General features: G+C 40.4%; 26 protein-coding genes. 4 read left to right on the top strand and 22 right to left on the bottom strand.

Annotated elements, in window-relative coordinates; all coding sequences use genetic code 11:
- Positions 1-80 precede the first annotated feature (80 nt).
- The 8 genes from EHW89_RS00390 to EHW89_RS00355 form a co-directional block, all read right to left on the bottom strand.
- The gene (locus EHW89_RS00390; RefSeq protein ID WP_126466370.1) at positions 81-1,118 is read right to left on the bottom strand and encodes an aldose epimerase family protein; all 1,038 of its coding nucleotides are present in this window, start codon (positions 1,116-1,118) and stop codon (positions 81-83) included.
- A gap of 42 nt (positions 1,119-1,160) precedes the next feature.
- Positions 1,161-2,162, bottom strand: a complete 1,002-nt coding sequence (gene lacD / locus EHW89_RS00385) for a tagatose-bisphosphate aldolase (RefSeq protein WP_126466369.1) — start codon at positions 2,160-2,162, stop codon at positions 1,161-1,163.
- Between the two features lie 10 nt (positions 2,163-2,172).
- On the bottom strand, positions 2,173-3,342 hold the full coding sequence (locus EHW89_RS00380) for an SIS domain-containing protein (RefSeq protein ID WP_126466368.1): 1,170 nt from the start codon (positions 3,340-3,342) through the stop codon (positions 2,173-2,175).
- Positions 3,343-3,508: 166 nt separating this feature from the next.
- On the bottom strand, positions 3,509-3,913 hold the full coding sequence (locus EHW89_RS00375) for a PTS sugar transporter subunit IIA (protein ID WP_022526438.1): 405 nt from the start codon (positions 3,911-3,913) through the stop codon (positions 3,509-3,511).
- Positions 3,914-3,930: 17 nt separating this feature from the next.
- On the bottom strand, positions 3,931-4,758 hold the full coding sequence (locus tag EHW89_RS00370; protein ID WP_126466367.1) for a PTS system mannose/fructose/sorbose family transporter subunit IID: 828 nt from the start codon (positions 4,756-4,758) through the stop codon (positions 3,931-3,933).
- Positions 4,745-5,635: a PTS mannose/fructose/sorbose/N-acetylgalactosamine transporter subunit IIC gene (locus EHW89_RS00365; protein WP_126468017.1), complete on the bottom strand. Its 891-nt coding sequence runs from the start codon at positions 5,633-5,635 to the stop codon at positions 4,745-4,747. The genes EHW89_RS00370 and EHW89_RS00365 overlap by 14 nt, the downstream gene beginning before the upstream one ends.
- A 22-nt stretch (positions 5,636-5,657) precedes the next feature.
- Complete coding sequence (locus EHW89_RS00360; RefSeq protein WP_106382618.1) at positions 5,658-6,134, bottom strand: PTS system mannose/fructose/N-acetylgalactosamine-transporter subunit IIB; 477 nt, start codon at positions 6,132-6,134, stop codon at positions 5,658-5,660.
- Positions 6,131-7,918, bottom strand: coding sequence for a glycoside hydrolase family 35 protein (locus tag EHW89_RS00355; protein WP_126466366.1), 1,788 nt, complete (start codon positions 7,916-7,918; stop codon positions 6,131-6,133). The genes EHW89_RS00360 and EHW89_RS00355 overlap by 4 nt, the downstream gene beginning before the upstream one ends.
- Before the next feature lie 169 nt (positions 7,919-8,087).
- Between EHW89_RS00355 and EHW89_RS00350 the strand changes: the two genes are divergently transcribed.
- Positions 8,088-8,804, top strand: a complete 717-nt coding sequence (locus tag EHW89_RS00350) for a GntR family transcriptional regulator (protein ID WP_003027201.1) — start codon at positions 8,088-8,090, stop codon at positions 8,802-8,804.
- Positions 8,805-8,926: 122 nt separating this feature from the next.
- Here the strand turns inward: EHW89_RS00350 and EHW89_RS00345 are convergent, their stop codons facing one another.
- The 5 genes from EHW89_RS00345 to dhaK all read right to left on the bottom strand — a co-directional run bounded on the left by EHW89_RS00345 (position 8,927) and on the right by dhaK (position 12,141).
- The gene (locus EHW89_RS00345; RefSeq protein ID WP_126466365.1) at positions 8,927-9,364 is read right to left on the bottom strand and encodes a thioredoxin domain-containing protein; all 438 of its coding nucleotides are present in this window, start codon (positions 9,362-9,364) and stop codon (positions 8,927-8,929) included.
- 98 nt (positions 9,365-9,462) lie between these two features.
- Entirely contained in the window at positions 9,463-10,176 is a 714-nt protein-coding gene (locus tag EHW89_RS00340) for an MIP/aquaporin family protein (protein WP_126466364.1), read from the bottom strand.
- Positions 10,177-10,188: 12 nt separating this feature from the next.
- Positions 10,189-10,563 carry a dihydroxyacetone kinase phosphoryl donor subunit DhaM gene (dhaM, locus tag EHW89_RS00335; protein ID WP_126466363.1) on the bottom strand — a complete coding sequence of 125 codons (375 nt, stop codon included), beginning with the start codon at positions 10,561-10,563 and terminating at the stop codon, positions 10,189-10,191.
- Positions 10,560-11,141, bottom strand: a complete 582-nt coding sequence (dhaL, locus tag EHW89_RS00330; protein WP_003027194.1) for a dihydroxyacetone kinase subunit DhaL — start codon at positions 11,139-11,141, stop codon at positions 10,560-10,562. The genes dhaM and dhaL overlap by 4 nt, the downstream gene beginning before the upstream one ends.
- A 10-nt stretch (positions 11,142-11,151) precedes the next feature.
- Positions 11,152-12,141 carry a dihydroxyacetone kinase subunit DhaK gene (dhaK, locus tag EHW89_RS00325; RefSeq protein ID WP_126466362.1) on the bottom strand — a complete coding sequence of 330 codons (990 nt, stop codon included), beginning with the start codon at positions 12,139-12,141 and terminating at the stop codon, positions 11,152-11,154.
- A 155-nt stretch (positions 12,142-12,296) separates the two neighbouring features.
- Between dhaK and dhaS the strand changes: the two genes are divergently transcribed.
- Positions 12,297-12,833 carry a dihydroxyacetone kinase transcriptional activator DhaS gene (dhaS, locus tag EHW89_RS00320; protein ID WP_003027958.1) on the top strand — a complete coding sequence of 179 codons (537 nt, stop codon included), beginning with the start codon at positions 12,297-12,299 and terminating at the stop codon, positions 12,831-12,833.
- A gap of 9 nt (positions 12,834-12,842) precedes the next feature.
- The gene (dhaQ, locus tag EHW89_RS00315) at positions 12,843-13,829 is read left to right on the top strand and encodes a DhaKLM operon coactivator DhaQ (RefSeq protein WP_126466361.1); all 987 of its coding nucleotides are present in this window, start codon (positions 12,843-12,845) and stop codon (positions 13,827-13,829) included.
- A gap of 56 nt (positions 13,830-13,885) precedes the next feature.
- Here the strand turns inward: dhaQ and purB are convergent, their stop codons facing one another.
- The 9 genes from purB to EHW89_RS09455 all read right to left on the bottom strand — a co-directional run bounded on the left by purB (position 13,886) and on the right by EHW89_RS09455 (position 22,835).
- Positions 13,886-15,181 carry an adenylosuccinate lyase gene (purB, locus tag EHW89_RS00310; RefSeq protein WP_126466360.1) on the bottom strand — a complete coding sequence of 432 codons (1,296 nt, stop codon included), beginning with the start codon at positions 15,179-15,181 and terminating at the stop codon, positions 13,886-13,888.
- A gap of 25 nt (positions 15,182-15,206) precedes the next feature.
- Positions 15,207-17,726: a DEAD/DEAH box helicase gene (locus EHW89_RS00305; RefSeq protein WP_126466359.1), complete on the bottom strand. Its 2,520-nt coding sequence runs from the start codon at positions 17,724-17,726 to the stop codon at positions 15,207-15,209.
- 33 nt (positions 17,727-17,759) lie between these two features.
- Complete coding sequence (locus EHW89_RS00300; protein ID WP_126466358.1) at positions 17,760-17,984, bottom strand: phosphoribosylaminoimidazole carboxylase; 225 nt, start codon at positions 17,982-17,984, stop codon at positions 17,760-17,762.
- An 11-nt stretch (positions 17,985-17,995) separates the two neighbouring features.
- Positions 17,996-19,084 (bottom strand): 5-(carboxyamino)imidazole ribonucleotide synthase, encoded by a 1,089-nt coding sequence (purK, locus tag EHW89_RS00295; RefSeq protein ID WP_126466357.1) that lies wholly within the window; start codon positions 19,082-19,084, stop codon positions 17,996-17,998.
- On the bottom strand, positions 19,071-19,559 hold the full coding sequence (gene purE / locus EHW89_RS00290; RefSeq protein ID WP_126466356.1) for a 5-(carboxyamino)imidazole ribonucleotide mutase: 489 nt from the start codon (positions 19,557-19,559) through the stop codon (positions 19,071-19,073). Before purE ends, purK begins: the two co-directional genes overlap by 14 nt.
- A 239-nt stretch (positions 19,560-19,798) precedes the next feature.
- A complete protein-coding gene (locus tag EHW89_RS00285; RefSeq protein WP_126466355.1) occupies positions 19,799-20,233 on the bottom strand; it encodes a DUF523 domain-containing protein in 435 nt (144 codons plus the stop codon).
- Positions 20,223-21,488, bottom strand: coding sequence for a phosphoribosylamine--glycine ligase (gene purD / locus EHW89_RS00280; protein WP_126466354.1), 1,266 nt, complete (start codon positions 21,486-21,488; stop codon positions 20,223-20,225). Before purD ends, EHW89_RS00285 begins: the two co-directional genes overlap by 11 nt.
- 307 nt (positions 21,489-21,795) lie before the next feature.
- Positions 21,796-22,767, bottom strand: coding sequence for a hypothetical protein (locus EHW89_RS00275; RefSeq protein WP_162614532.1), 972 nt, complete (start codon positions 22,765-22,767; stop codon positions 21,796-21,798).
- Complete coding sequence (locus EHW89_RS09455) at positions 22,764-22,835, bottom strand: SEC-C metal-binding domain-containing protein (protein WP_226997588.1); 72 nt, start codon at positions 22,833-22,835, stop codon at positions 22,764-22,766. The genes EHW89_RS00275 and EHW89_RS09455 overlap by 4 nt, the downstream gene beginning before the upstream one ends.
- 311 nt (positions 22,836-23,146) lie before the next feature.
- Between EHW89_RS09455 and EHW89_RS00270 the strand changes: the two genes are divergently transcribed.
- Positions 23,147-25,081 carry a GBS Bsp-like repeat-containing protein gene (locus EHW89_RS00270; protein WP_126466353.1) on the top strand — a complete coding sequence of 645 codons (1,935 nt, stop codon included), beginning with the start codon at positions 23,147-23,149 and terminating at the stop codon, positions 25,079-25,081.
- Position 25,082: the final 1 nt, after the last annotated feature.

The following is a 25,082-nucleotide window of genomic DNA, read 5'->3' as shown; positions in this document are numbered from 1 at the left end:
ATTATGATAATGTTTGATGATACTAAATGTCTTAAATCAAAAACGACAGAAAAATGTACTGCCGTTTTCAATATTCATTTTCATTTGCTTGTTACATGATAAATGGTTGTGCTGGTAAAAACCTCACCTGATTTCAAGATAACATCAGCTTTCAGGTCGCTGTGAATGGCATCTGGTAGGGCTTGGGTTTCAAGAGCCAAGCCATTGTGTTGAATCATGGATTGTCCATTTAAAATGACCGTGTCATCCACAAAGTTTGCTGAATAAGTCACTAGGCATGGTGCACTTGTTTTAAACGTCAAAAGGCGACCGGATTTAGGATCATACAAGGAACCTGCTTCCTTCTCTCCTTTTTCCAATGCAAACGGATGATCCAAGCCGGACACAATCTGAATCTGCTCATCTTGATTGGCAAAAATATCTTTCAAAGCCACACCTTTTGTTAAATCTTTGACAAAATTGCGGTTTGAATCTACGACTTTAGCAGGCACGCCGTCCGGTGCGATTGGAAATACTCCTAAGGTATTCAACTGCAAGATACAGTTATCAATCGGTTGACTGAAATCACCTGATAAGTTGAAGTAACTGTGATTGGTTGGATTGACCAAGGTATCTTTGTCCGTCTGAACTTGGTAAGAAATCTCTAACTCACCTAGTTCCGTTAAAGTATAAGAAACCCAGACTTTCAGATTTCCCGGAAAACCACCCGTTCCATCTGCACGTTCGGTATAGAAAGTGACGCCTTCATTTGTGACTTCCTCAACTTGAAAAATAGCACTGTCCCAGCCAGTAGAACCGCTATGATTGCAATTTTCTGCGTTGTTGACTTCTAACTGATAGGTTTCGCCATTCAGCTCAAACTGTGCTTTTGCAATCCGTCCTGCAACTGGTCCGACGCTTGCACCATATTTAGGGCTGTTGCCTACATAGGCATCAAAATGATTAAACCCCACCACGATATTTGCAAATTCATGATTTTTGTCCGGAGTGGCATACTCTAAGACAGTCGCACCGTAAGTCATGACTTTCAAACGATAGCCCAAATCATTTTCAAATGTATAAGAGACAATATTTTGCCCTTGAAATGTTCCAAAAATAGCTTCTTGATAAGATTTCATACAACTTTCCTTGTTTTTATTACAAATTTAGGTTTTCCTATTTTAAATTTTTAGTTTTTCCGTCCACGAAACAGCTGTTTCACGTAAAACACGATTCAAGTCTTCAATATTTTGACGCCCCGCTTCATCTAGCCAAGCTTTAGCTGCATCCGCTCCTTGATCTGCAAAGACCGTAACTGCGTCTTTCCAAGTAGCACGGCCACAAAGGACACCGTTAAATTGAGAGCCTGCCTCACGCGCCACTTTGAGCGTTTCCTGGAAAAGTTCTGCACTAACTCCAGCACTCAAGAAAATAAAGGGCAGATGAGTTGCATCAGACTGCTCTTTGAAAAATGTCTTGGCTTCCGCGAGGTTGTAGACAGCTTCAACTCCGCCTTTCGTAAACTCTTCGACAAAATTCATATTGACCGGTACTTCTACTTTCAAAACATCTACATTGTAACGTGGATCTGAAAAGAGTTTCATAGCTTCATTGACTTTGTGTGGTTTTACTTTCGCATAATCTGCATCTACTACATTATCACGCTTTGCATCATACGTCAAGATTTCAAGGAAGTAAGGAATGTGTTCTGCCACACATTCACTTCCTACGCGCTCTACCCAAGCTTGTTTGATGTCGTTGATTTCAGGTTTGTCATCTATATCATAGTAAATCAAAACTTTGACTGCGTCAGCGCCTAACTCTTTCATGCGTTTAGCTGACCAATTTGGTAGCAAGTCTGGCAGGCGCCCTTCTGTCGTCGCATCATAGCCTGTTTTTTCATAGGCAACAATAAGACCGCATTCTGGCGCACGTAATTTGGTAGCAGGTACACCGAATTCTGGATCCAAAAGGATAGAAGTTGCATACGGAGTCAACTGACTGGAAATCAATTGTTTAAATTCAATGAGCGCTTCATTTCCTGATACAGCATGTGCGCCACTTGCCAGCATTTTTTTCAACGAACCTCTCTGGTCAATCGCCAAAGCTCCAATAATATCATTTTCATCTGAAAGTTTTTTTAAGTGTGCTAATTTTTCGTGACTAATTCTTAATTTTTCCATGGATTCCTTCCTATTCTTTGTCAAATGAGTGAATGATAACACCCTGCACAACACGGTTGACGGTGCCTGTCGGAGACGGTGTGTCTGGACGATTTTTCACCTTGAGGGCTGTCAACAAGGCAAATAATTGACCATAAACAATATAAGGGAATACGCGATAAACATCATCTGCTAGCTGTTGACTAGAAAAAATGACTTGTTCAACATTTTCCAAATCTTCTTTTTGATCTGTCAATAGAATCACCTTGCGGGCAATCTCATCTCCGGCTACTTCTCGTACTAAGTCAAGGTCGTATAATTTGGTGTAGGAATCTGTCGAGCCAAACACCACAACGACTGTCTTTTCATTCACTAACGACTTTGGACCGTGACGGAATCCGACTGGGCTTTCATACATGGTCGCCACTTGTCCTGCGGTCAATTCTAAAATTTTCAGCTGAGCTTCATGCGCCAAGCCAAAGAAGGGACCTGCTCCTAAGTAAATGACACGGTTGTAATCTAAGGAAACAATCTCTTGAATCGCTTCTGCTGAGTCCAGCACTTCTTGACTCAATGTCATCAATGCAGAAACTTTTTCGGCTTTTGCAACCAAATCTGCTTTATCAAAGACGAGCAAGGCTGTCAACATCATAGACGTAAAGCTCGATGTCATGGCAAAGCCAGCATCATTTGACGACGAAGGTTGGAGCAAAAGTAAATTGCGTTCGTCACCATGTGCTTGCTGGGCTAATTTGCCCTCTGCTGCACATGTAATCGTGATTTGGTAAAGTTCCTCAACTATGTCTTTTGCCAAGTCAACTGCCGCAACACTCTCTGGTGAATTGCCACTACGAGCAAAGGAAACCAAAATGGTCGTCACTTCCTTGTGTAGATAAGCAAGCGGATTTGCTACAATATCTGTCGTCGCAATGGCATTAAAGTTCCACTTGCGTTCATCGTAAATCTTTCTGAAATAAGGCAAAAGGGTATCTCCGACATAGGCTGATGTCCCAGCCCCTGTCAAAATAACCTTGATATAATCATGCTTTTCACCAATCCCATTTAGAAAAGCTACAATCTCATCAGCTTGCGCTTTATAATTTTCAAAAGCCATCTGCCAAACTTGTGGCTGTTGATAGATTTCCCGTGTGGTGATTTCCGCACCTAATTCAATCAAGTCTTCCTTTGTATAATCTAGCATGGTTCTCCTTTCTGCTTTGCAATGCTAACTAAAAGAAAGGGAGTGGGAAAATGATGATTTCAAAGAAATCCATTTTCTTGCCCCAGCCCCCTTAGTTATACAGATTGCTCATTGGAGCAATTCAAGCAAGGACGTGTTTTTCAGCGATTATTAGCTGGACACTCCTTTATTCATCTTCGTCATCGTTCATTTCTGCTAATACATCATTGACTTTCACGATGTATTTGTTCGCTTTTTCGATATATTTTGCTTCTACGCCAGTCAGGGCAGAATTGATAAATTCAATCACCATTGGCATATTCATCCCTGCATAAAGTTCAATTTGGAGTCCTTCCAAAATCAGACGGCTAACGACATTGCAAGGTGTTCCACCAAGCAGGTCGGCAAAGACGATATAATCATCTAAATCTTTTACAGTCGCTAAAAATTTAGCCGTAAAGTCGTCTATTCCTTCTTCCGGAAGTAAGGGAACTGTATGAACGAAGTCCAGTGGCCCCATAATCATTTCGGTGCTTTTTTTCAATTCTTCACAAAAGTGACCGTGACTGACCAATACAAGTTGTTTTGTCATTTATAGAGAAGCTCCTTTTAGACACCTAAGATTGGTGTATGAGTAAAGTGTGAAAGTGCAGAAACACCAATTGCAATAATAATCACGATAAAGATTGCTTTTGTTGAATTCATGCCTTTCTTACCAACCAGCCAATAAACAAAACCTGTAAACAATGCTGGCACCAAACGTGGGAAGATTTTATCCAATGTTTCTTGAAGATTGAAGGTTACACCACCGAAACTTTGTGTATAGGTAAACTTAAAGTTAATCATCGTAGCAATCAAGGCCGCCACCATGAAAACACCAAGAACTGTTGCAGCATCTGTGATGGCAGACAATTTGTCCTGCATGGTTGTAACTAATTTCACCCCTTCTTTGTGGGCAAACTCTAATTGTTTCCAACGGAAGACATTGATTGCGATTGTCACAGCTATCCAAAGGAAAATTCCAAGAGGATTGCCTTCAACAGCAAGTCCAGCAGCCAGACCACCCATAATAGCAGGAATAGTAGAACCAAAAATCGCATCGCCAATCGCGGCAAATGGCCCCATTAAACCAGTTTTAATCCCTGTAACGGTATCTTTAGCCGCAACTCCTTCATTTTCTTCAAGTGCTAGGTCAATCCCTGTTACTAAAGTATGGAAAAAGTTAGATGTGTTGAAGAATTGCGTATGTGTCCGCATCATTTCTTTTAATTCTGGCGTACCGTCTCCATATATCTTGCGCAATTGCGGCAAAATCATATAAAGATAGCCTGACGCTTGCATACGCTCGTAGTTCCAACCCCATTGGAAAGTAAAGAGACTACGACGGTTGATTTGTTTAAAATCTTCTTTTGTTAATTTGTAATTAGAGTTCGTCATCGTCAATTTCCCCACTTTCTGATTGTTCTGCAGCAACAGTCACGACTTGTTTATTAGTCGCATTTTTATAGTTGATTGTTGCCAAGGCAAAGCCAATAATCGCAATCCCAATCATTGGTAGGCCTTCAAATTTTGCACCCCCAAGAGCTGTAGCGATTTGTTTGACAGCTCCTGAAGCAGCTGCCAATGTTGAAATATAGTCAAAAACAACTTTCAACATAGCTGTAATGGCAAAACCTAAACCAAGATAATGGAGATTTTTCTTGACTGGAAGGTAACGAAGCAAAATTGCAAAACCGACACCAGGAAGCATTTTACCTGCAAGAATCAATCCGTCTGCGATCCATTGTGCATTATTGGCAAGCCAGTCTGAGAAGGCTTTTACAGCATCTCCACCGAGCCACAAAGCCAGAAATACTGGAAGGGCACGTGAAAGTCCCCATGGAATGGCACCTAGTAAGTAATTGCGTTCAATGCCTTTATAGTCAATTTTTTCAACCGCTGCATCAATACGATGTGCAAAGTAAGTCGTAGAGAACCGTCCAAGGACGTCTGTATAAACTAGCAAGGCTGCTACCGGAACGGCAATAGCTGAAATAGCGAGTTCTGATTTCATACCTGTTGCCACAGAGAATGCTGTTGCAAGAACCGCACCAGAAGTTGCATCAATCCGAGAGGCACCACCGAATGTACCAACCCCAAGCACAACGAGTTGGAGACTACCACCAATAAACAAACCAGTCTTCAAATCTCCCATGACCAGACCAGTGATAAAACCTGCAAAAACAGGGGAGCCAGCTGATGAGTTAATCGTCAACTCATCCAAAATTTGATACGCTGAATATAGCGTCAGTAAGAGAATTTGCCACCATTGTATCCATAACAATGACCTCCTAAATTTATTTCAATAATTTCATAAAGTCTTCAACTGGATCATTTGGAACCATTTGAGCCGTTAGAGTTACACCTTTTTCATGCAACTTGTTAAATACTGCTACGTCTTCATCTACCACGTTAATTGAGCGTGTGATAGAACGCGTTTCAGATGTCTGCGACATATTGCCCACATTGAGCGTTTCGATTGGTACGCCTGCTTCTACTAATTTCAAAAAGCGGTCTGGTTTTCTAGCCACGATGAGCAGACGCTGGCTATCGTATTTGCCTGCTAGGATATTTTCTGCCGCTTTTGCAACTGGTAACACACTCAATTTTACACCAGCTGGTGTCGCCAATTTCAAGCCGCTTTTTTCAATAGCATTTTCTGCTACTTCATCATCTACGACCATGATACGTGAGATGTTTAATTTTGTAGTCCAAAGATTAGCTACCTGTCCATGAATCAAACGTCCGTCGATTCGATTACCTACGATTGTCATAAATTTACCCCCTTTATCGTTTTAAATGTAGGTTTGTGAACTAAATGAATGAATTCGCTGTATTTCCCTTCGGTTTCAAAAATGATAATTCGATTTTGCCCAAGTTTTAACAAACTATGTGGAATATAAAGCGATAAGGTCGGTCCGACATCCCAGAAGCGACCGATGTTGATACCGTTGACAAAGACGATTCCTTTGCCAAAGTGGGTCAAATCAATATACGTGTCTTTAAGCGCTTTCAATTCGACATCAAACGCATAGAGAGCTGGCTGTTTTTCATGCCATTCTTTCGTGAAATCAATTTTTTCTGGGTGCTTGAAATCCAGCATATACTGTTTCCAATGGAGCATAAAGTGCAAATCCTTGCAGACTCCAGTCCGAATGCCCTTGTGCTGGCTTTCTGCCAACAGTTTGTGCCCATAATTGACGCGCCCCATATTTTCTATAAAAATATCAATCTGATGCGTGGATTGCTTCTGCCGGGGAACAAAGATGTCTTCGCCGATTTCCATTTGATACTGATTGACGACAAGCTCTTCATCGACAAAAAGCTGCATGCGGTCACGCGCATCAATGACACGAATCCGTTCCTCGTCCGCATCCCATTCCGCTTCTGTACGATAGAGCAGATAACCAACATTTTGGCCCAACTCCTCCATTTTCATAGGATACAAGCTCTCGATTGGCTGCGCTACATCTTCTAAAGTCTCAAATAAACTAACTTTCTCACTGAGCGGAATATTCTTTAACTCAAACGATTCTTTTACCAAAGGCTCCATTTGTGGATACTCTGGATAATATTTTTTTAACATTTGCTGAATAGCAAAGTATTTAGGTGTTGGATTTCCTTGTTCATCAAGGAGAGCTTCGTAATCATAAGACGTCACTTGCGGCAGATCAATGTTTCCTCGCGCTGAACAGCCATTCATAAAACCAAAGTTTGTTCCCCCGTGAAACATATAAAGATTGATACTGCCTTGTTGCAAGACTTCGTGAACCGCTTCAGCCAACTCTTCTGGATCTCGCGTGACAACTGGCTCCTTCCAACGATTGAACCAACCGTCCCAAAACTCCATACACATGAGCGGCCACTTCTTGCCATGTTCATCAAAGAATTCCTGCATCTGCGCGAAATTTTCTTTTGCTTTGGAGCCAAAGTTCCCCGTTACAAACACATCATCCTCAATAAGCGTCCCTGCCCGCAAAGTGCCTCGCCAAGGTCCGTCTGACGTAAAGAGCGGACAAGTCACACCTCGCTCTAGCATCATATCTCGAACAGCTCTCAAATATTCCTTATCTTCGCCATACGAGCCATATTCATTTTCGACCTGCATCATGAGAATGTTGCCGCCATTTTCCAAAAGATGCGGGACTAAGCGCGGAAGCAATTCATCATAATAGCTAGCAACTGCGGCAAAATAAGCAGGGTCAGAAGAACGGATTCTCATATCTTCTTCTAAAAGCCAAGCCGGCAAACCACCGAATTCCCATTCTGCACAAATATAAGGTGACGGACGAAGCAAGGCATACAAGCCTAAATCTTGAGCAATTTGAAGAAATTTCTCCAAATCCAAGATCCCCTCAAAGCAAAACTGCCCTTTCTGAGGTTCATGGACGTTCCATGGAATGTAGGTTTCTACCGTATTAAAGCCTAGAGCTTTCAAATTATAAAGCGAATGATACCAATCATCTGGCTGAATCCGAAAATAATGAATGGCACCAGACAATATTTTAAAAGGCTGTTGATTCAGATAAAATTCTTCTTTAATCTCAAATCTTGCCAAACCATTTCCTTCTTTCACATAACATTTTTTGTAATCGATTACATAGGTTAATATAATATATTTTGTATGAAATGTCAATAGTTTTTGAAAAATTTAATAAATTTAACCATTTTAAGAAAAATTATGGTAAAATTTTTTATGAGAGGGAAGCGAAAGAGAGGTGAATAACATGGCAATCCCTAAATACCAATACATTAAAGACGAACTCAAAAGCAAGATTATCTCAGGTCAATTTGAAAACGGAGATAAATTTTATACAGAAGCTGAGCTAATCACAATGTACGATGTGAGTTCTATTACTGTTGTCAGAGCTTTAAATGAGCTAGCAAAAGACGGATATATCATTCGCCAGCAAGGAAAAGGAACATTTGTTTCGCGCGCGCGTAAGCACAAACTCGTTGAATTTTCTGACGTTGAGATATTTCCTACCCAAAATGATCAAGTGACCGTTTTATCGATCGAGCGCGGAAACGACTTGAAATTTCTTGATAAGTTAGATTTGAAGGGGCATCAATTTTACTATAAAATCGAGAGACTTCGTAAAGCAAAAGATACCCCTTACATCTATCATCAATCCTATATCCCAGAGCAATATATCAATGCAAATTATCCAAATCTTGAATATTACAGCTCTATCTACAATCGCTTCAAACAAGACTATCATATTCACATGAATGACGAGCATTTTGAAGAAACTAATGAAATTATCTTCCCGACACCAGAAACCGTTGCAACATTACTGGACATTGACACAAACTTCCCGACCGTCTTCCAAGTAAAAACAACACAGTTAGAAAGTACAGGACAAATTTTAGAGTATAGCGAAGCGTACAAACGTGGTGACTTCTTTAAAATCAAGTTCGTGTCACGCAGTGGAAATCACTAATTATTTTTACGTAAAGAACATCTGAATGCCAGTTGTTCTTTTTTTATATCTTGACATCATTATAACCTGTCTAGACCAATTTTGAAAAGTATTTTGTTATTTTTTATTTATCAATTTTTCTCTTATTTATTAAAATTCTCAATTTCTTTAGCAGTCATATTTTTCTTGATTTGTAGCACTTTTTCTTCTGTAAAACCACTAAATTTTCCAAAATAAGGAACAAATTTTATCTTATATGCCTCACGAAAAGCAACTAACTCTGGTGTCTTTTTCTCACTATCTAAATAATAAAAAGATTTTGTTTTGATTCGTTCCAGTTGTTTCACAAATCGCCTACAGTGTGGACAAGTTCCTCTCCCGATGTAGAGATAAAATTTTTCACTCTGAGCCTGCTTTTCTTTGAGTTCAGGCACGGTTATCTGATGAAACTTTGCTACAATAGCTTGATACTCTTTTTGTTCATCTATTTGTTCAGTTGGATCTAGCAAAACTGAATGGCAGGCAACTATTCCGAAAATCAAAAACACTCCAAGTAATTTCAGCCAATGCTTCTTTGTCATCTCTATCCTCGCTATTCTATACAGCTATTATAAAAAATTCAGACAAGAAGCACAAGAAGAGACAACAAAAGTAGGCCGAAACCTACTTTTGACTATTTTTAAATGACACCCAAAATGATATTGTAGAGCAAAGCTCCTACAACACCACCAACGATTGGACCCAAAACTGGAATCCAAGCATAGGACCAGTCAGAATCTCCTTTATTTGCAATTGGTAAAACAGCATGCATGATACGCGGTCCCAAATCCCGTGCAGGATTGATCGCATAGCCTGTCGTTGGTCCGAGTGAGAAACCGACTGCAAAAATAACCGTTCCTACGATGATTGGACCCAAACCAGCAGCAACTTTATTTGGACCAATTGCCATAATCGTGATGACAAGAATGGCCGTTCCTAGTGCTTCCCCCAAAAAGTTGGAAGCCGAGTGGCGAATGGCTGGACCCGTTGAAAAGCTGGCTAAAATCAAACCGGAATCTTTCGTTTCTGCCCAATGAGGATAATAGTGAAGCCATAAAACCAAAGCTGCAACCATTGCACCCAGCATTTGTGCAAGAATAAACGGAAAGACTTGCCCCCAACTAATCGCTCCAATAGAGGCCATTGCGAATGTGACCGCTGGATTCAAGTGAGCTGGACTAAAAAATCCGGATACATAAACCGCTACGGTACAGGCAATCCCCCAGCCTAAAACGATAGCAACCCAGCCGGTTCCTTCTTCTTTCGTCTTGCTCAAAACATTCCCGGCAACAACCCCGTCGCCAAGCAATACTAGGATGAAAGTTCCTAAAAATTCACCGAGATACTGAATCATAATCAAACTCCTTTATTTCTTAATTTCTAACTCTTTCAATTGTTCTTGTATGGTCGCCAAATCTGCACCAGCTTGCAAAAGAGCAGCCGTAGTATAAGCTCCTTCAACAATGGGAACATTGTTAATGATGATGTCTTTATCTGAAAAGTCTGCCACCAGCTCCAGATTCATGCGAGCCGATCCAAGATCAAAGAAAGCTAAAATCTTCTCTGCTTCATTGGCTTCTACAATCGTTTGGACTTGCTCAAAACTTGTACCAATGCCGCCATCTTCTGTACCACCTACATAGGTCAGCAAGACATCCTTGGCAACTTCTGAAATTAAATCTACAAGGCCTTGAGCGATCCATTTTGAATGAGAAACGATGACAATCCCAATTTCTGTCATGCTTTTTCCTCCACTTCTAGCAAGGCTTCAAAAAGCAAGCCTGATGAATACGAACCGGGGTCAATATGTCCGATAGAGCGCTCTCCGACATAAGAAGCCCGACCCTTCGTTGCTTTCATATCTTTCGTCGCTTCAACCAAAGTATGAATGGTTTCTTTGGTCAATTCTCCTTTTTGAAGAGCCATCACCACACCAGACCAGACATCCACCATGGTTTTTTCACCCGGAACAGCCTTTCCTCGCTTTTGAATCATATCAAGCCCTGCTTGAACAGCATCCGCCAAGCTAGTACCCTCTTTTTCAGCCTTCATTATTCCCATAAAGGCTGAGCCATAAAGGGGGCCAGAAGCCCCGCCAACCTTGCTAAGCAATTGCATGGAGACAACTTGAAAGACTTCTGCTGAATTGGCAAAATCCTTTCCTTCCAGATTTTCAACGACAGCTGCCATGCCACGCGCCATATTTCCTCCGTGGTCTCCGTCACCAATGGGCGTGTCTAACTCTGACAAGTAGTCTTTGTTGGCTTGAATTTTTTCATTAAAGAGAAGCATCCATTTCTTTGCTAATGCTGCATCCATATCGTACCTCCTACCAAGCAATCGTTGCAACTGGACTGTTCAAAGATTCCAGCCAGTCTTCACGTTCCAATTTGACAAAGGTCAGAGAAATGCCTGCCATGTCAATAGATGTCATGTAGTTTCCTAATTTCTTGTAAACAACTTCCAGACCTGCTGCTGCGAGAATTCCAGCCACATCGTTGGCAAAGACGTATTGTTCCATGAGCGGCGTTGCCCCCATACCATTGATAAGGATTCCGATTTTATCTCCTGCTTTGAATTCAAAAGAATCTTTTAATTTCGCCACCAATTCTTGTGCCAATTCTTTAGACGGCTGCATTTTTTCTTTGCGATAGCCGGGCTCTCCATGAATGCCGATTCCAAATTCAATTTCATCATCAGCAAGTACAAAGCCAGGTTTCCCAACTTCAGGAACGGTTGCTCCACTGAGAGCTAGCCCAACCGTATGAATCTGAGGAACCAATTCATCAGCCAAGGCCTTGATTTCACTCAGTGATTTTCCAGCACGCGCAGCATTTCCCAAAATCTTATGAACCAAAATGGTACCAGCAACTCCACGGCGGCCTTGCGTGTAAAGGCTGTCCTCAACAGCAATATCGTCATCGACAACAACACTTGCCACCTCGATTCCTTCCATTTCTGCCATATCCTGTGCCATTTCAAAGTTCATGATGTCGCCAGAATAATTCTTGATAACCATGAACACACCTGCGCCTTCGTCTGCTTCTTTGATTGCCTGCAAGACTTGGTCAGGAGTTGGGGAAGTAAAGACCGCTCCGCAAATCGCAGCTGACAACATACCGTCGCCCACAAAGCCAGCATGAGCGGGCTCATGACCGCTACCGCCACCTGAAATAATCGCTACCTTGCCAGATTTTTCGCTATTTCTAGCAATGATGTCAAAGCCTTCTACACGATGCACCAAATCACTGTGGATATAAGCCAGCCCGTCTAGCATTTCGTCCACAACAGCCGTTGGTTGATTGATAATTTTTTTCATGAGTTTCTCCTTTGCTTTATGTTTCTTATTTTTATTGTAAAATTCTTTGCTCCATTTTGGAACGGACAAAATCAAAAATCTGTCCCTCTTTTTAGTTTTCCTATTGCAGCATTCATGATAAACTAAGAATAGAACTAAAAGACTGAGGAGGGAAGATGGCAACATCCTTAATCACGAAAAAAAGGATTGCCAAATCCTTTAAAAAATTACTGACCGAACAAGCTTTTGAAAAAATCTCTGTTCGGCAAATTATGGAAGACGCCGGTATTCGCAGGCAAACATTTTACAATCATTTTCTGGATAAGTACGAATTATTAGAATGGATTTTTCAGACGGAGTTGCGAGAGCAAGTAACGGATAATCTGGAATATATCTCTGGCTATCAGCTGCTGCAAGAATTGCTACACTATTTTAGCGTTAATAAGAGTTTTTATGCACAATTATTTGACATTGTTGACCAAAATGACTTTTCTTCTTATTTTCAAACCTACTGCCAACAACTTGTAGCCAAACTCGTCAGAGAATATCATTCCCGTCCTTTCCATTCTGAAATGGAGTATCATTTTTTCATTCATTATCACAGTCAAGCGCTTGCGAATGCTATCAAACATCTGCTGGATTTATCTGAGCAAGATTACCAGCAACAGGCGCAACTTTTAACACAACTAATCAAAACAGCTATAGAAAATTAAGGCAAGTATATGGTTCACATTATCAATTCAATTCATTCAAGCATTCAGCAAAACATCAATGCAATTACTCGCATGTATCCTCACCTTTCACAGCTGAAACAACTGCCCGTCCTTTATCATAATCAGCACGATCCTTCTGTCGTTCCCATTATTTCGGGTGGCGGGAGCGGTCATGAGCCCGCTCATTTTGGCTATGTGGGCGATGGTATGTTAGCTGCTGCTATTAGTGGCCCCATTTTTGTGCCACCTTGTGCGGAGCATATTTTAGAAACCATTCGTTTTCTGCATCAAGGAAAAGGCGTTTTTGTCATTATTAAAAACTTCGATGCCGATATTAAAGAATTTTCCCAAGCCATTTATCAAGCGCGCAAGGAAGGAATTCCAGTCAAATACATCATTTCCCATGATGATATTTCAGTCGAAAAAAGCAACTTCCAAATCCGCCACCGCGGGGTTGCAGGAACAATTCTCTTACATAAAATTCTCGGGCAGGCTGTCAAAGAAGGAGCAAACTTGGATGAGTTGGAAAAGCTCGCTCTTTCTCTGTCCACCTCCATTGCGACACTAGGAGTCGCAACAAAATCTGCCACCTTACCAAGCAAGCAGCTGCCTATCTTTGATTTGCCCCAAGGTCAAATTTCCTACGGAATTGGAATCCATGGAGAGCCCGGTTATCGGATGGTTCCGTTTGAATCTTCCGAACTGCTCGCTGTGGAGCTTATCAACAAAATCAAAATGAAATTCAAATGGCAAGAAGGACAAGAGTTTATTCTCCTCATCAATAACTTAGGCGGCACTTCAAAATTGGAAGAACTCGTTTTCACAGATGACATTCTTCAACTGTTGGATATAGAAGGCTTGAAACTGCCCTTTGTCAAAACAGGTCACCTCATCACAAGCCTAGATATGGCAGGACTTTCTGTTACCCTCTGTCGTGTTTCCGACAATTCCTGGCTAAAAGCCTTAGAAACCCCAACCAATGCTTTTGCTTGGTGAGAGAACAAAAATCCAGTAAAATCAAGTTTGATTTTACTGGATTTTTTAGTTTTGTTTTAATCCAAACCTATACGGTGGAAAATATCATCCACCCGTTTGGTGTAGTAAACTGGATCAAAAATGTCGTCAATTTCCTCTGGTGTTAAACGAGAGGTCACAGCTTCATCAGCTTCTAGTAGCGGACGAAAATCTGTTTGATTGTCCCAAGAATAAGCCGTCTTTGGCTGTACCAAGTCATAAGCCTCTTCACGTGTCATGCCTTTTTCAATCAGACTCAGCATAACGCGCTGGCTGTAAATAAGACCAAAAGTTGAGTTCATATTGCGGCGCATATTTTCAGGGAAAACGGTCAGATTCTTAACGATATTGCCAAAGCGGTTGAGCATGTAATCAATCAGAATCGTCGTATCAGGTGTAATAATACGCTCTGCTGAAGAATGGGAGATATCACGTTCATGCCAGAGCGACACGTTTTCATAAGCCGTCACCATGTGACCGCGAATCACACGGGCAAGCCCTGTCATATTTTCAGAACCAATCGGGTTGCGTTTGTGAGGCATAGCAGAGCTGCCCTTTTGCCCTTTAGCAAAGAATTCTTCCACTTCGCGCTGTTCGGATTTTTGCAAACCACGAATTTCAGTCGCCATACGTTCGATAGAGGTAGCAATGCTAGCAAGTACCGCAAAATACTCAGCGTGCAGGTCACGTGGCAGGACTTGCGTTGAAATTTCTTGCGCACGGATGCCTAACTTATCACAGACATATTTTTCCACAAATGGCGGAATGTTGGCAAAGTTTCCAACTGCACCTGAAATTTTACCTGCTTCCACACCAGCGGCAGCATGTTCAAAACGCTCAATGTTGCGCTTCATTTCACTGTACCAAGTCGCGAGCTTCAGACCGAAAGTCGTAGGCTCCGCATGCACCCCATGAGTACGTCCCATCATGATGGTAAACTTGTGTTCACGCGCCTTGTCCGCTACGATGTTGAGGAAATGATCCAAATCTTTGCGAATGATGTCGTTTGCTTGCTTGTAGAGATAACCATAGGCTGTATCCACTACATCAGTAGACGTCAAGCCATAGTGAACCCACTTGCGCTCTTCGCCAAGCGTTTCAGATACTGCACGAGTAAAGGCCACCACATCGTGGCGGGTTTCCTGCTCAATTTCCAAAATGCGGTCAATATCAAAGTCTGCATTAGCACGGATTTTAGCCACATCTTCCTTAGGAATCTCACCCAGCTCAGCCCAAGCCTCATCAGCCAAGATTTCCACTTCCAACCAAGCACGGTACTTGTTTTCCTCACTCCAAATGTTCGCCATCTCAGGGCGTGAATAACGGTTGATCATTGTGTTTTACACTCCTATAAATTCTCTAAAGTTTTGTTAGGTAGTTACTTTCAAACTGATTTATATTTAACTTACATTCTTGTAAAAATGTCTGCAAAACTGTTTCTGATAAATCATTAAAATTCTGATACAAAAATTGTTTCAATCTTTCAATATTATCTTTCAACTTATATAGTTTAGCATTTGAAACAATATACATATTTTCCGAAGGTTGAACCTCTCTTTCTTTACTATCGTCTGAATGAAACAAAATTAACTTTTGGGTATAGCCATTACCATAATTATTGAGAAACCATTGCTGAGAATGAAGCAACTGCTCCACATCTCCTTTGTTGATACTATTAGTTTCTCTATTTTTACATTCAATAATAAATTGAAAATTATTTGATAGCCACAAATTATCTGGACCGCCGTCATTATTTATTCTCTCTGGTCTAATGGAATGTAAGCCAATCAATTTTCCAAGATTTTCAATTGCTTTTTCAAAAAGATTTGATGACACATCATTACTGTATCGTAAGTTCTTGATAATGTCATCAATAAATTTATTCAACGAATCCTTATCACCAAAATTTTTAATAAAATCATAAGATTTTTTTACGACATCTCGGTTCTTAATTACTTTTTGATACTTATTGAGTTGAGGTTTTAAAGCATAGTCCCAATTTTCAACCGCTAATTTTTGAAGATTTTGAGAATTACTAATATCGCCACAACAATACTTAACCTCTGCTTCTTCTTGATAAATTCTTCCTAATTCAGCTATATCAGTTTTACTTTTATCTTTCAATTTATCTAATTTAGCAATTGCACTTTCATAATTTTCTTTAATGTAGTCTTTGTACGATGTATACTCTTCATGAATATTCGAAACATCTTTGTTTTTGATATTGCTAACATCAATACTAGAAAGTTTAGTCTTAGCATATTGAACCCACTGTGGTGTTCTTGCTAAACAATAATTAATTGACTTTGCAATTTCTCCTATCGCATCTTCTACTGATTCAAATTTATCAGAAACCATATCGTTGCTTATCCCTAATTGAACCTGTGTAGCTAAAGAAAAGTACATAATATTCGATTTCAAACTAACAAAATTAACCAGCTTATTACCAAGTAGTAATACAACACTATAATCACTATTAGACCTTACCGTTCTACCTAATCCTTGTTCAATTTTCTGAACAATTTTCAACTTCCAATTCTCATCTTGCGAAGTAGTAGAAACCGCCCTATCTCTATTAGTCGAAAATTCTGGTAGACCATCCAAAATTAGAAAATGAGATTTATCTCCAGGGAAATCTACCCCTTCATATCTATTAACTAAAACAACTTGCTTTCTGACACCTGAATTGATCTCTTCAAGCACTTCTTCATAATTTGAGTTATCAACTATGGTCGCCCCAAGACTCCTCCATTCCTCTGTTGCTATAGAACTATTAGATGGGACAATTACTACCAATCCATAGTTTTCTTGCTTACACTTTGTGTATATCCATTTTCTTATCCAACTATCATTTATATCCTTGTGATATTTAGTTGGCGCTAAAATCATCCTTTCTCCAACATCTTCAACATAACTATTGGTAACAATTGGATTCTCTACAGCCTCCTGTTCAATACCTAACTCTTCAATTAAATCTTTTTCATTAATTGTTGCAGATAAAATATATCTATGGTTAGCTTTAAAAAATGATGGAATTTGTTCCACAGGACAATATTTAGGTGTAATTTCGATACTCTTACCCGATATATAACAACGAGAAAATTTAAGCAATTCAATGACCATACGGTACTCAAATTGCTTCATCCCATCTATTGAAAAATGCTCCTCCAGGATCTGTCTTATATTGTCTATATTAGATAACCATTCCCAGTATGGAATTTGCACACTTACACTATTTTCTTGCCTACAAATTGCATTATGTTTACCATAGCTTTGATTTTTAATTTCCTTACTAAATAAATTAAAAATTTTGTCAAAAGCACCAGATTCTCTTTCTATTACGATGGTTGAAGCTTGTCTAGCATAGTCTACACAGGAATGTGCATCATCTATCAAAATACTACCAATTTCTTCAATGTCAGATGAATTACTAAAATTCTTAACCCCAAAAATAGATTTTCCATTAAACACCTTAGAAAAGGTTGTGACCAATATTTGTTCAGAGTTTAAGAATTCAATCGGAAGTCGATTATTTGAACCTACTTCACAAACTTCTATACCATAGCATTCTGCTTGCTTAATCGTTTGCTTCACTAGTTGATTTGTTGGACATAAATATATAGCTGGCTTTTTTTCTTCAACTAATTTAGACCGAAGCATCAATAAACCTACCAAGGTTTTACCTGCTCCCGTATGCATTATTCCTACAATATCCCTCTCAGAACGCCTAGTATTCCAATCCCTTAAAAAATCAGCTTGGTTTGTCCGAAGATAACCAAATCCGTCTTTTTTATCCAAATAGTTAAATATTTGAATTGGCTCAAATGTTTCTCTCTTAGAATTACTACTACTATTAAAGATTAAATCATCAATTCCCATATTATAAAACTCCAATATTATTACTTAAATCCTTCACTCAAACTCCTCTTTCCCTATCGCTACCGACGGATAGTGTGCTAGGGTGTTCAAGTCGGTATCCAGCGGCAGGTCATAGACAGCTAGATAGTGGTCTGGGTATTGGGCTGTCAGTTCCTCATATTTGGACTGCACTTTTTCGTGGTTGGTGCTGGCAAAGAGCACTTCGACGATTCCTGCTTCTCCATTTTCAATAAAGGCATGAACAATGATTTGAATCATAACAAACTCCTTTAAAAATCTATTCCCTCACCTAGTTCTCTCACCTCATCTGACTCTTCACTAAACACCGTCACATGCCCCATCTTGCGGTTGTGTTTGGCTTCTTCTTTACCATAGAGATGAAGGTGGGCGCTAGGGTGTTCTGCGACGTACTGTGCAGCTTTTTCCATGTGCTGACCAAGAACATTGAGCATGACGGCTGGGGCATGAAGGGTCACTTCTGGCAGAGGCTGACCTAAAATCCCCAGGATATGGGTATCAAACTGTGAGAAATCACAGGCTTCGATTGAATAGTGGCCTGAGTTGTGCGGACGTGGGGCAATTTCGTTGACGATGATGTCGTCAGCTGTCGCAAACATTTCCACGCAAAGGGTTCCAGACAAGTTCAGCTGTTCAGCGATTCGCACTGCCATATCTTTGGCTTTGGCAGCTAAACTTTCAGAAATGCGAGCTGGAACAATGGTCTTAGACAGGATATTGTTGCGGTGGATATTTTCCTGAACTGGGAAGACTGTCACATCCTTGCCATTCCCTGACACAATGACCGATATTTCCATGGTGAAGGGCACGAAATCCTCCAGCACACAAAGAGTCTTGTCTGCCAAATCACGCGCTGTTGCTAAACTCTCCTCGTCTCTAATGACCACCTGACCGTGACCGTCGTAGCCGCCCGTTGCTGTTTTTAGTACACGCTTGACAGAGAAATCATAATTTTCCAAGTCTGCTGATGAGCGGATAATTTGATAAGGAGCCAAATCCACGCCTGTACTTGAAAGAAACTCTTTCTCATGTACTCGGTTTTGAGAGATACGTAGCAACCTCGTTCCTTGCGGCAAATCTGCCAAATCCGCGACCGCATCCAGACTGTCTGCGTCCACATTTTCAAATTCATAAGTCAGGACATCACAGCGCTCAGCCAATTGACGAAGAGCCGCCACATCATCATAAGGAGCAACGATAACCTCACTGACACGAGCAGCTGGACAATTAGCAGCTGGATCTAGCGTAATGACCTTATGCCCACGGTAGATTGCAGCAATCGCCATCATTTGTCCTAATTGACCACCACCGATAATTCCAATTGTTTTAGTTGAGTTCATTGCTAGACTCCTCAGCAATCTTTCCTTGTTTTTCTGTAAAGTCAGCCAGTGCTTGAGCGATTTTAGCATCTTCAACAGACAGCAAGCGCAAAGCAAAGAGGGCTGCATTGGTCGCACCCGCTTCGCCGATAGCCATCGTTGCCACAGGCACACCGCCAGGCATCTGCACAATAGAGTAAAGCGAGTCCACTCCGCTCAAAGCACGAGATTTGACAGGCACACCGATAACCGGCAACGTTGTTTTAGCCGCTACCATACCAGGCAGGTGAGCCGCCCCGCCAGCACCTGCAATGATAACCTTAATGCCATGTACGCGTGCTTCCTCAGCATATCGGAACATAAGGTCTGGTGTTCGGTGGGCAGAGACCACCTTTTTTTCATAAGCAACACCGAAGTCCTCAAGAACTTGGGCTGCCTTTTTCATCGTTTCCCAGTCGGATTTGGAACCCATGATAATAGAAATAATTGGTTGCATAATTTCTCCTTTTTTTCAAGCCTGCCTTAGGCTGTAGGATTGTTGTGAGCTTTCTTGCGTGAGGTGTTACGCTTTTCTTCTCATCTTTTCTTAAAAGACAAGGAAAAGCTAGTATCACATCTAAAAAATCTTCTTGACTAGGTTTGTAGACCTTTGAGCTATAAATTTTCCTAAAATACCACAGTGATAACAGACATAGTTTCATAACGACCTTTGGTCGCTTGAGCTAGCGCTATACTTTATTTAATTATATCTTCAGCATCAACAACTCTGTAGCCTCGTTTCTTTAATGCTTGCGCAAAAAGGCCACTGCCCTCTATTTTTCGACCAGTAAAACGACCATCGTAAATCTGATTGACACCGCAAGAGGGACTTCGGGACTGAAGAATAGCAAAGTCAATGTTTTTTTCAGCTAAGCTAGACAATGTGCGATCAATTCCTACTTGAAATTCTTTATCATAAAAATTCCCATTGACATCACATGGCCGCCCTTTTAAAATCTCTACTGGCTCTCTTGGAACTGGTAAACCGCCCGCAACTTCTGGGCACACTGCTAAGACATCTTTATCCGCAACAAAGTCAATAACAGCTTGATTATAATTATTGCCTCCATTGTACTTGCAATTTTCTCCAAGCAAACAGGCACTAACTAGTATACATTTTTTATTTTTCAAGAGCCTTGCTCCCAATATCAGTTCTGTAGAACAGTCCAGTCGTGTCTTGTTTGTCGAGTTGGGTGTAAATTTTTTCCTGCGCAGCTGAAACGCTGTCAGATGTGGTGACTAACATATAGACTCGGCCACCATTGGATAGCAGTGCTTTGCCATTTTCACCAAACTTAGCGCCTGCATAGTAGGTGATGATATCACCGTCGGTCTTTTCTGGCAGAACCACACCTTTTTCGTAGTCAAGTGGATAACCTTCAGAAGCCACCACAACGCCCAAGGTCACACCGCTGTCCGCCCAAGTCATATCTGGCTCCTTGCCCTCCAAAATGTCCGCGATGTTTTGCGCAAAATCAGAGGTTAGGCGCGGCAGAATGACCTGCGTCTCTGGATCACCAAAGCGAGCATTGAACTCAATGACCTTGGGACCGTCCGCAGTCAGAATCAAACCAGCATAAAGAACACCAATATAAGGTCGCCCCTCTTTAATCATTCCCTCCAGCACTGGCTTGACAATGGTTTCAACCGCAGTTTCAACCACGCTTGCTGGCAGATGTGGCACGGGCGCATAAGCACCCATACCGCCTGTGTTTGGCCCCTTGTCATCGTCATAAGCACGTTTGTGGTCCTGAGCTGTTGGCATGATGTAAAACTTATCACCATTAACAAAGGCAAAAAGAGAAAACTCTTCTCCTTCAAGAAATTCTTCAATAACTACACGCGCACCAGAATCGCCGAATTTATTGTCCAGCAACATTTCGTGCGCTGCTTCGACCGCTTCTTCCACCGTTTCAGCGACTACCACGCCTTTACCCAAAGCCAAGCCGTCCGCCTTCACCACAATTGGAGCGCCCTCTTTTTCGATATAGGATTTAGCTTTTTCAAAGTCTGAGAAAGTTTCGTAGCGTGCTGTCGGCACACCGTATTTTTTCATGATTGATTTGGCAAAATCCTTGGACCATTCCAGCTCAGCAGCTAGCCGAGTCGGACCAAAAGCCTTGAGACCGGCGGCTTCAAAATCATCAACGATACCTGCAGCTAAAGCATCATCAGGACCAATGAAAGTCCAAGCAACATCATTTGCTTTCGCAAAGTCAATCAGCGCTGCATGCTCAGAAATCCCAATCGGAACCAACTTAAGACCATCGAAAGTCATCCCGTCATTTCCGGGAGCCACAAAGACCTGCTCCACCTGCGGTGACTCCAACAATTTCTTAGCAATCGCATGCTCGCGACCACCCGAACCAACAACTAAAAGTTTCATAGCTAAGATACCTCAATATAAAGCAATTCCATGGACAAATGCCCAAAAACCAGCTATTTTCGTAAAAACAGAATATTTTTACGAATTATATAAAACCATTATAACATATTCGTTCGGTAAATGTGGATTGTATGCGAATTTTTGTACTTCGTCTAACGAAAATTCGTATACAATTCGTAGTAAAAATAAAAGCCCATGTTCATGAAATTTGAACATCATTCCGTAACCCTATATTTCATCAAGTATTGTCATTTTTACTCCCATTAATAATTATTTAGTACATATTATTCATAATAACAATAGCTAATTACAAATCAAATAGACTTATCCCAATATTTTCTCTTGGATCACTCCCACCAATTAATGTTTCTAAAAAAGGGTCAAGTTGTTGTAGAAAAATTTCTTTCTTTTCCCTAGAAAGATTCTCCCATGATTCAGGATTTATTGCTATATTTTCTCCTGAACGTAGTAACTCATTTGATACAAAGTTCTTCCTCTCATTATTATTCAATTTATCCAAAAAACAACCATATGATTTAAACAATATTTCATCCTTTTTAAACCATGATATTATAGCGTACGTCTTTCCTTCTTGTGGAAAGACTGTTAAGAAAACGTGACTTAGTGGTACATCAACATTCTCTATACTCTGGATTCTTTTTCCTTCAAAATCTTTTTCTGGAGAATAAAAACAACTTCCCGCAAATTTTATTTCGTTTTCAAATTCCCATACTCTATTGATAAGGGTATCAAAGTATTTACTTTGAATTGAGTTATCAAATTCCTTTTTCTCTAGCAAAAAATCCTTAATTGCCAGTTCAAAACCTAATTGATTATCATGATTATTAACAGTCTTTTGAGCCATTATCTCCAAAAAGTTATTAGCTTCTAACTTTCTATGATACTCATAGGCAAATGTTCTGTAGGTATACAAAAAAATTTGTTCTTCTGTTTTAGTAAATTCTCTATCTTCAATTGGTTGAAAGAGGATTTTATCATGTTTTTTACAAAATCCAGTAAACACACTAGCAACTTTTCTACCATATCTATCAATTGTTACAAATGGTAAATTATTTTTCGACAACGGCATACAAACTTCACCATTAGTAGAAATTTTTTTTAATATTCGATTATTTTGGATTGAATGTGCCTTTATAATTTTTTCATCACATTCTTCCACATTAGGATGTAGACACTGTTTGATGCGCGCCTCATTCCGTGACTCTCCAATCAACTTATACATTTTTTCAAAATACAATTCTTGAGATAATTTTTTCAAGCAACATTTTTATATTTTTTTCCACTTCCACACGGACATTTCTCATTCCTACCAATTTTATTTCTCATACATGCTCCTTGAATTTTTTACATTTATTATACCAAATCTTCCCCTTATATCTTGAAAATCAATTTTAAGATTAATAGATTTAACTTCATGACTTTGTTTAAGATACGATATTTCTTAATTATCAGTCTATATAGTTAAAAAATGATCTCTGCTGATAAATGATACTAATTACATTGTTTAGTTGAACTTTTTGATAATAACGAAAATCCCATTATCATTTTCTAATTTTTCAATCCAACTTACCATTTTTCTCATCTTTTCCCGAATAATCTAAATGGAACTATCCAAATTATTTATTCAAAGGAGATTTATGAAAAAATACAATCAATTATTTTTACTATCCAGCGCTGTGTTGAGCGTTTTTTCAGCTCAACTAACAGCTCAAGCCTCGGAAGCAAATAGTACTCAAAAAAGCTCAAATCCGGCAACTCTTGCTAGCGATATTACTGTAAATGTTTCTGGAAATACAGCTTCTATTAACTATACACGTTCACAAACGCAAGTTCCTTACACCATTTACCATGCTGTTTGGTCTGATGAAAATGGGCAAGATGACATTAAGTGGTATTCCGCGCCCCAAACACCAACTACAGCTGTTGATTTGCGTCAGCACACTGGTTATGGAACCTTTCACGTCCACACCTATATCAATATCAATGGAAAAATGGTTGGGTTAAATGGAACGACTTTCAAAGTGGAAAAACCAGCTAGCGGCACGGTTTCTACAACCGTTTTAGGAAAGACTGCTCAAATATCCTTTACTCGGAACAAAGATCAAACAAATGCCAATATTTTACACGCTGTTTGGTCTGACGAAAAAGGACAAGATGACATCAAGTGGTATACAGCAGGGCAAGACACAACAGAAATTGACTTATCCAATCATAAAGGCTACGGTGTTTACCATGTTCATACTTATGAAAGTAAAAACGGAAAGATGATTGGATTAAATGGCACCACTTTTAACCTTGAAAAACCAAATCCTACTATTCAGACTAGCTTTCCTGAGCCTGGTATCATGGATATTCAGATCAAAAATGTTCCTGAAACAATCTACAAACTAACTGTTCCGGCTTGGTCTGACCGCAACGGACAAGACGATATTCAGTGGTACACCGCTACTAAAAATCCTGACGGCAGTTACGGCGTGAGAGTTGAACTCAAAAAACACAATTATGATACCGGTGCTTATCACATTCATCTATATGGAGAAAGCTATGTCAAGCCTGAATTTACTGGTCTAGCAGGAATCACTGCCCAAATTGATGCTGATAAATTGCCTTCTGAAGAAGAGCAAAAACCATTCTTCTCTGTTGAAAATATCAATCAAGAACAAGGGACTTATACCGTCAAAGTTAGTGAAACTTCAAAGTCCAAACCGATTCAATCCGTTCGAGTCCCTATTTGGAGCACAAGCAATCAAAGCAATATCAAGTGGTATACAGCCACTAATAACGGTGACGGAACCTTTACGGCAACCTTTGATATTCGAAATCATCAAGTTTTGTCCGGAACATACACCAATCATATTTATGTGAAATATAAAGACGGTAGCGAGCATAGTTACGCAACGGATTCGGTTGCTATGTCCGCAGAAAAAATTAAAACCAAAGTATCTGTCGCTAAACGCTCAACTTATCTTTATGAGGTGACAGTGACAGATGCTTACGGCGATGGCAAGATTAGCCTACCGACTTGGTCTGAAGTCAACGGCCAAGATGATATTCAGTGGTACACCGCTACTAAAGCTGGAAATGGAATTTACAAATTCACAGTTGATACGCAAAAACACACTGGCAGTGGCCTTTTCCATACACATGTATACCGCAATCTCAACGGTCAAATGATTGGACTAACAGGTACAAGCTATCAGGTAGAGAAGCCTGCTGTCTCTTTCCAACCAAATTATGCTGCAGCAACGACTTATCCAAAAGGACAATGCACTTGGGGCGCCAAAGCTCTTGCGCCTTGGGCTGGCAACTATTGGGGCAACGGTGGCGACTGGGCTGCTAGTGCCAGACGAGCTGGTTTTAAAACCGGCACAACTCCGCAAGTAGGGGCTATTATTTGTTGGACAGACGGTGGTTATGGTCACGTTGGAGTTGTTACTCACGTTGCCTCAAACACAAGCATTCAGATTCAAGAAGCCAACTACGCTGGGAAACAGTATATTGGCAACTTCCGCGGCTGGTTCAATCCCCATGCAGCTGGGCAAGGAGCAGTTAGTTACATTTATCCAAAATAAT

The organism is Streptococcus periodonticum (assembly GCF_003963555.1).
Classification (GTDB): domain Bacteria; phylum Bacillota; class Bacilli; order Lactobacillales; family Streptococcaceae; genus Streptococcus; species Streptococcus anginosus.
Note: the sequence above shows the minus strand (reverse complement) of the source record. Positions and strands in the feature narration are given on the sequence as shown.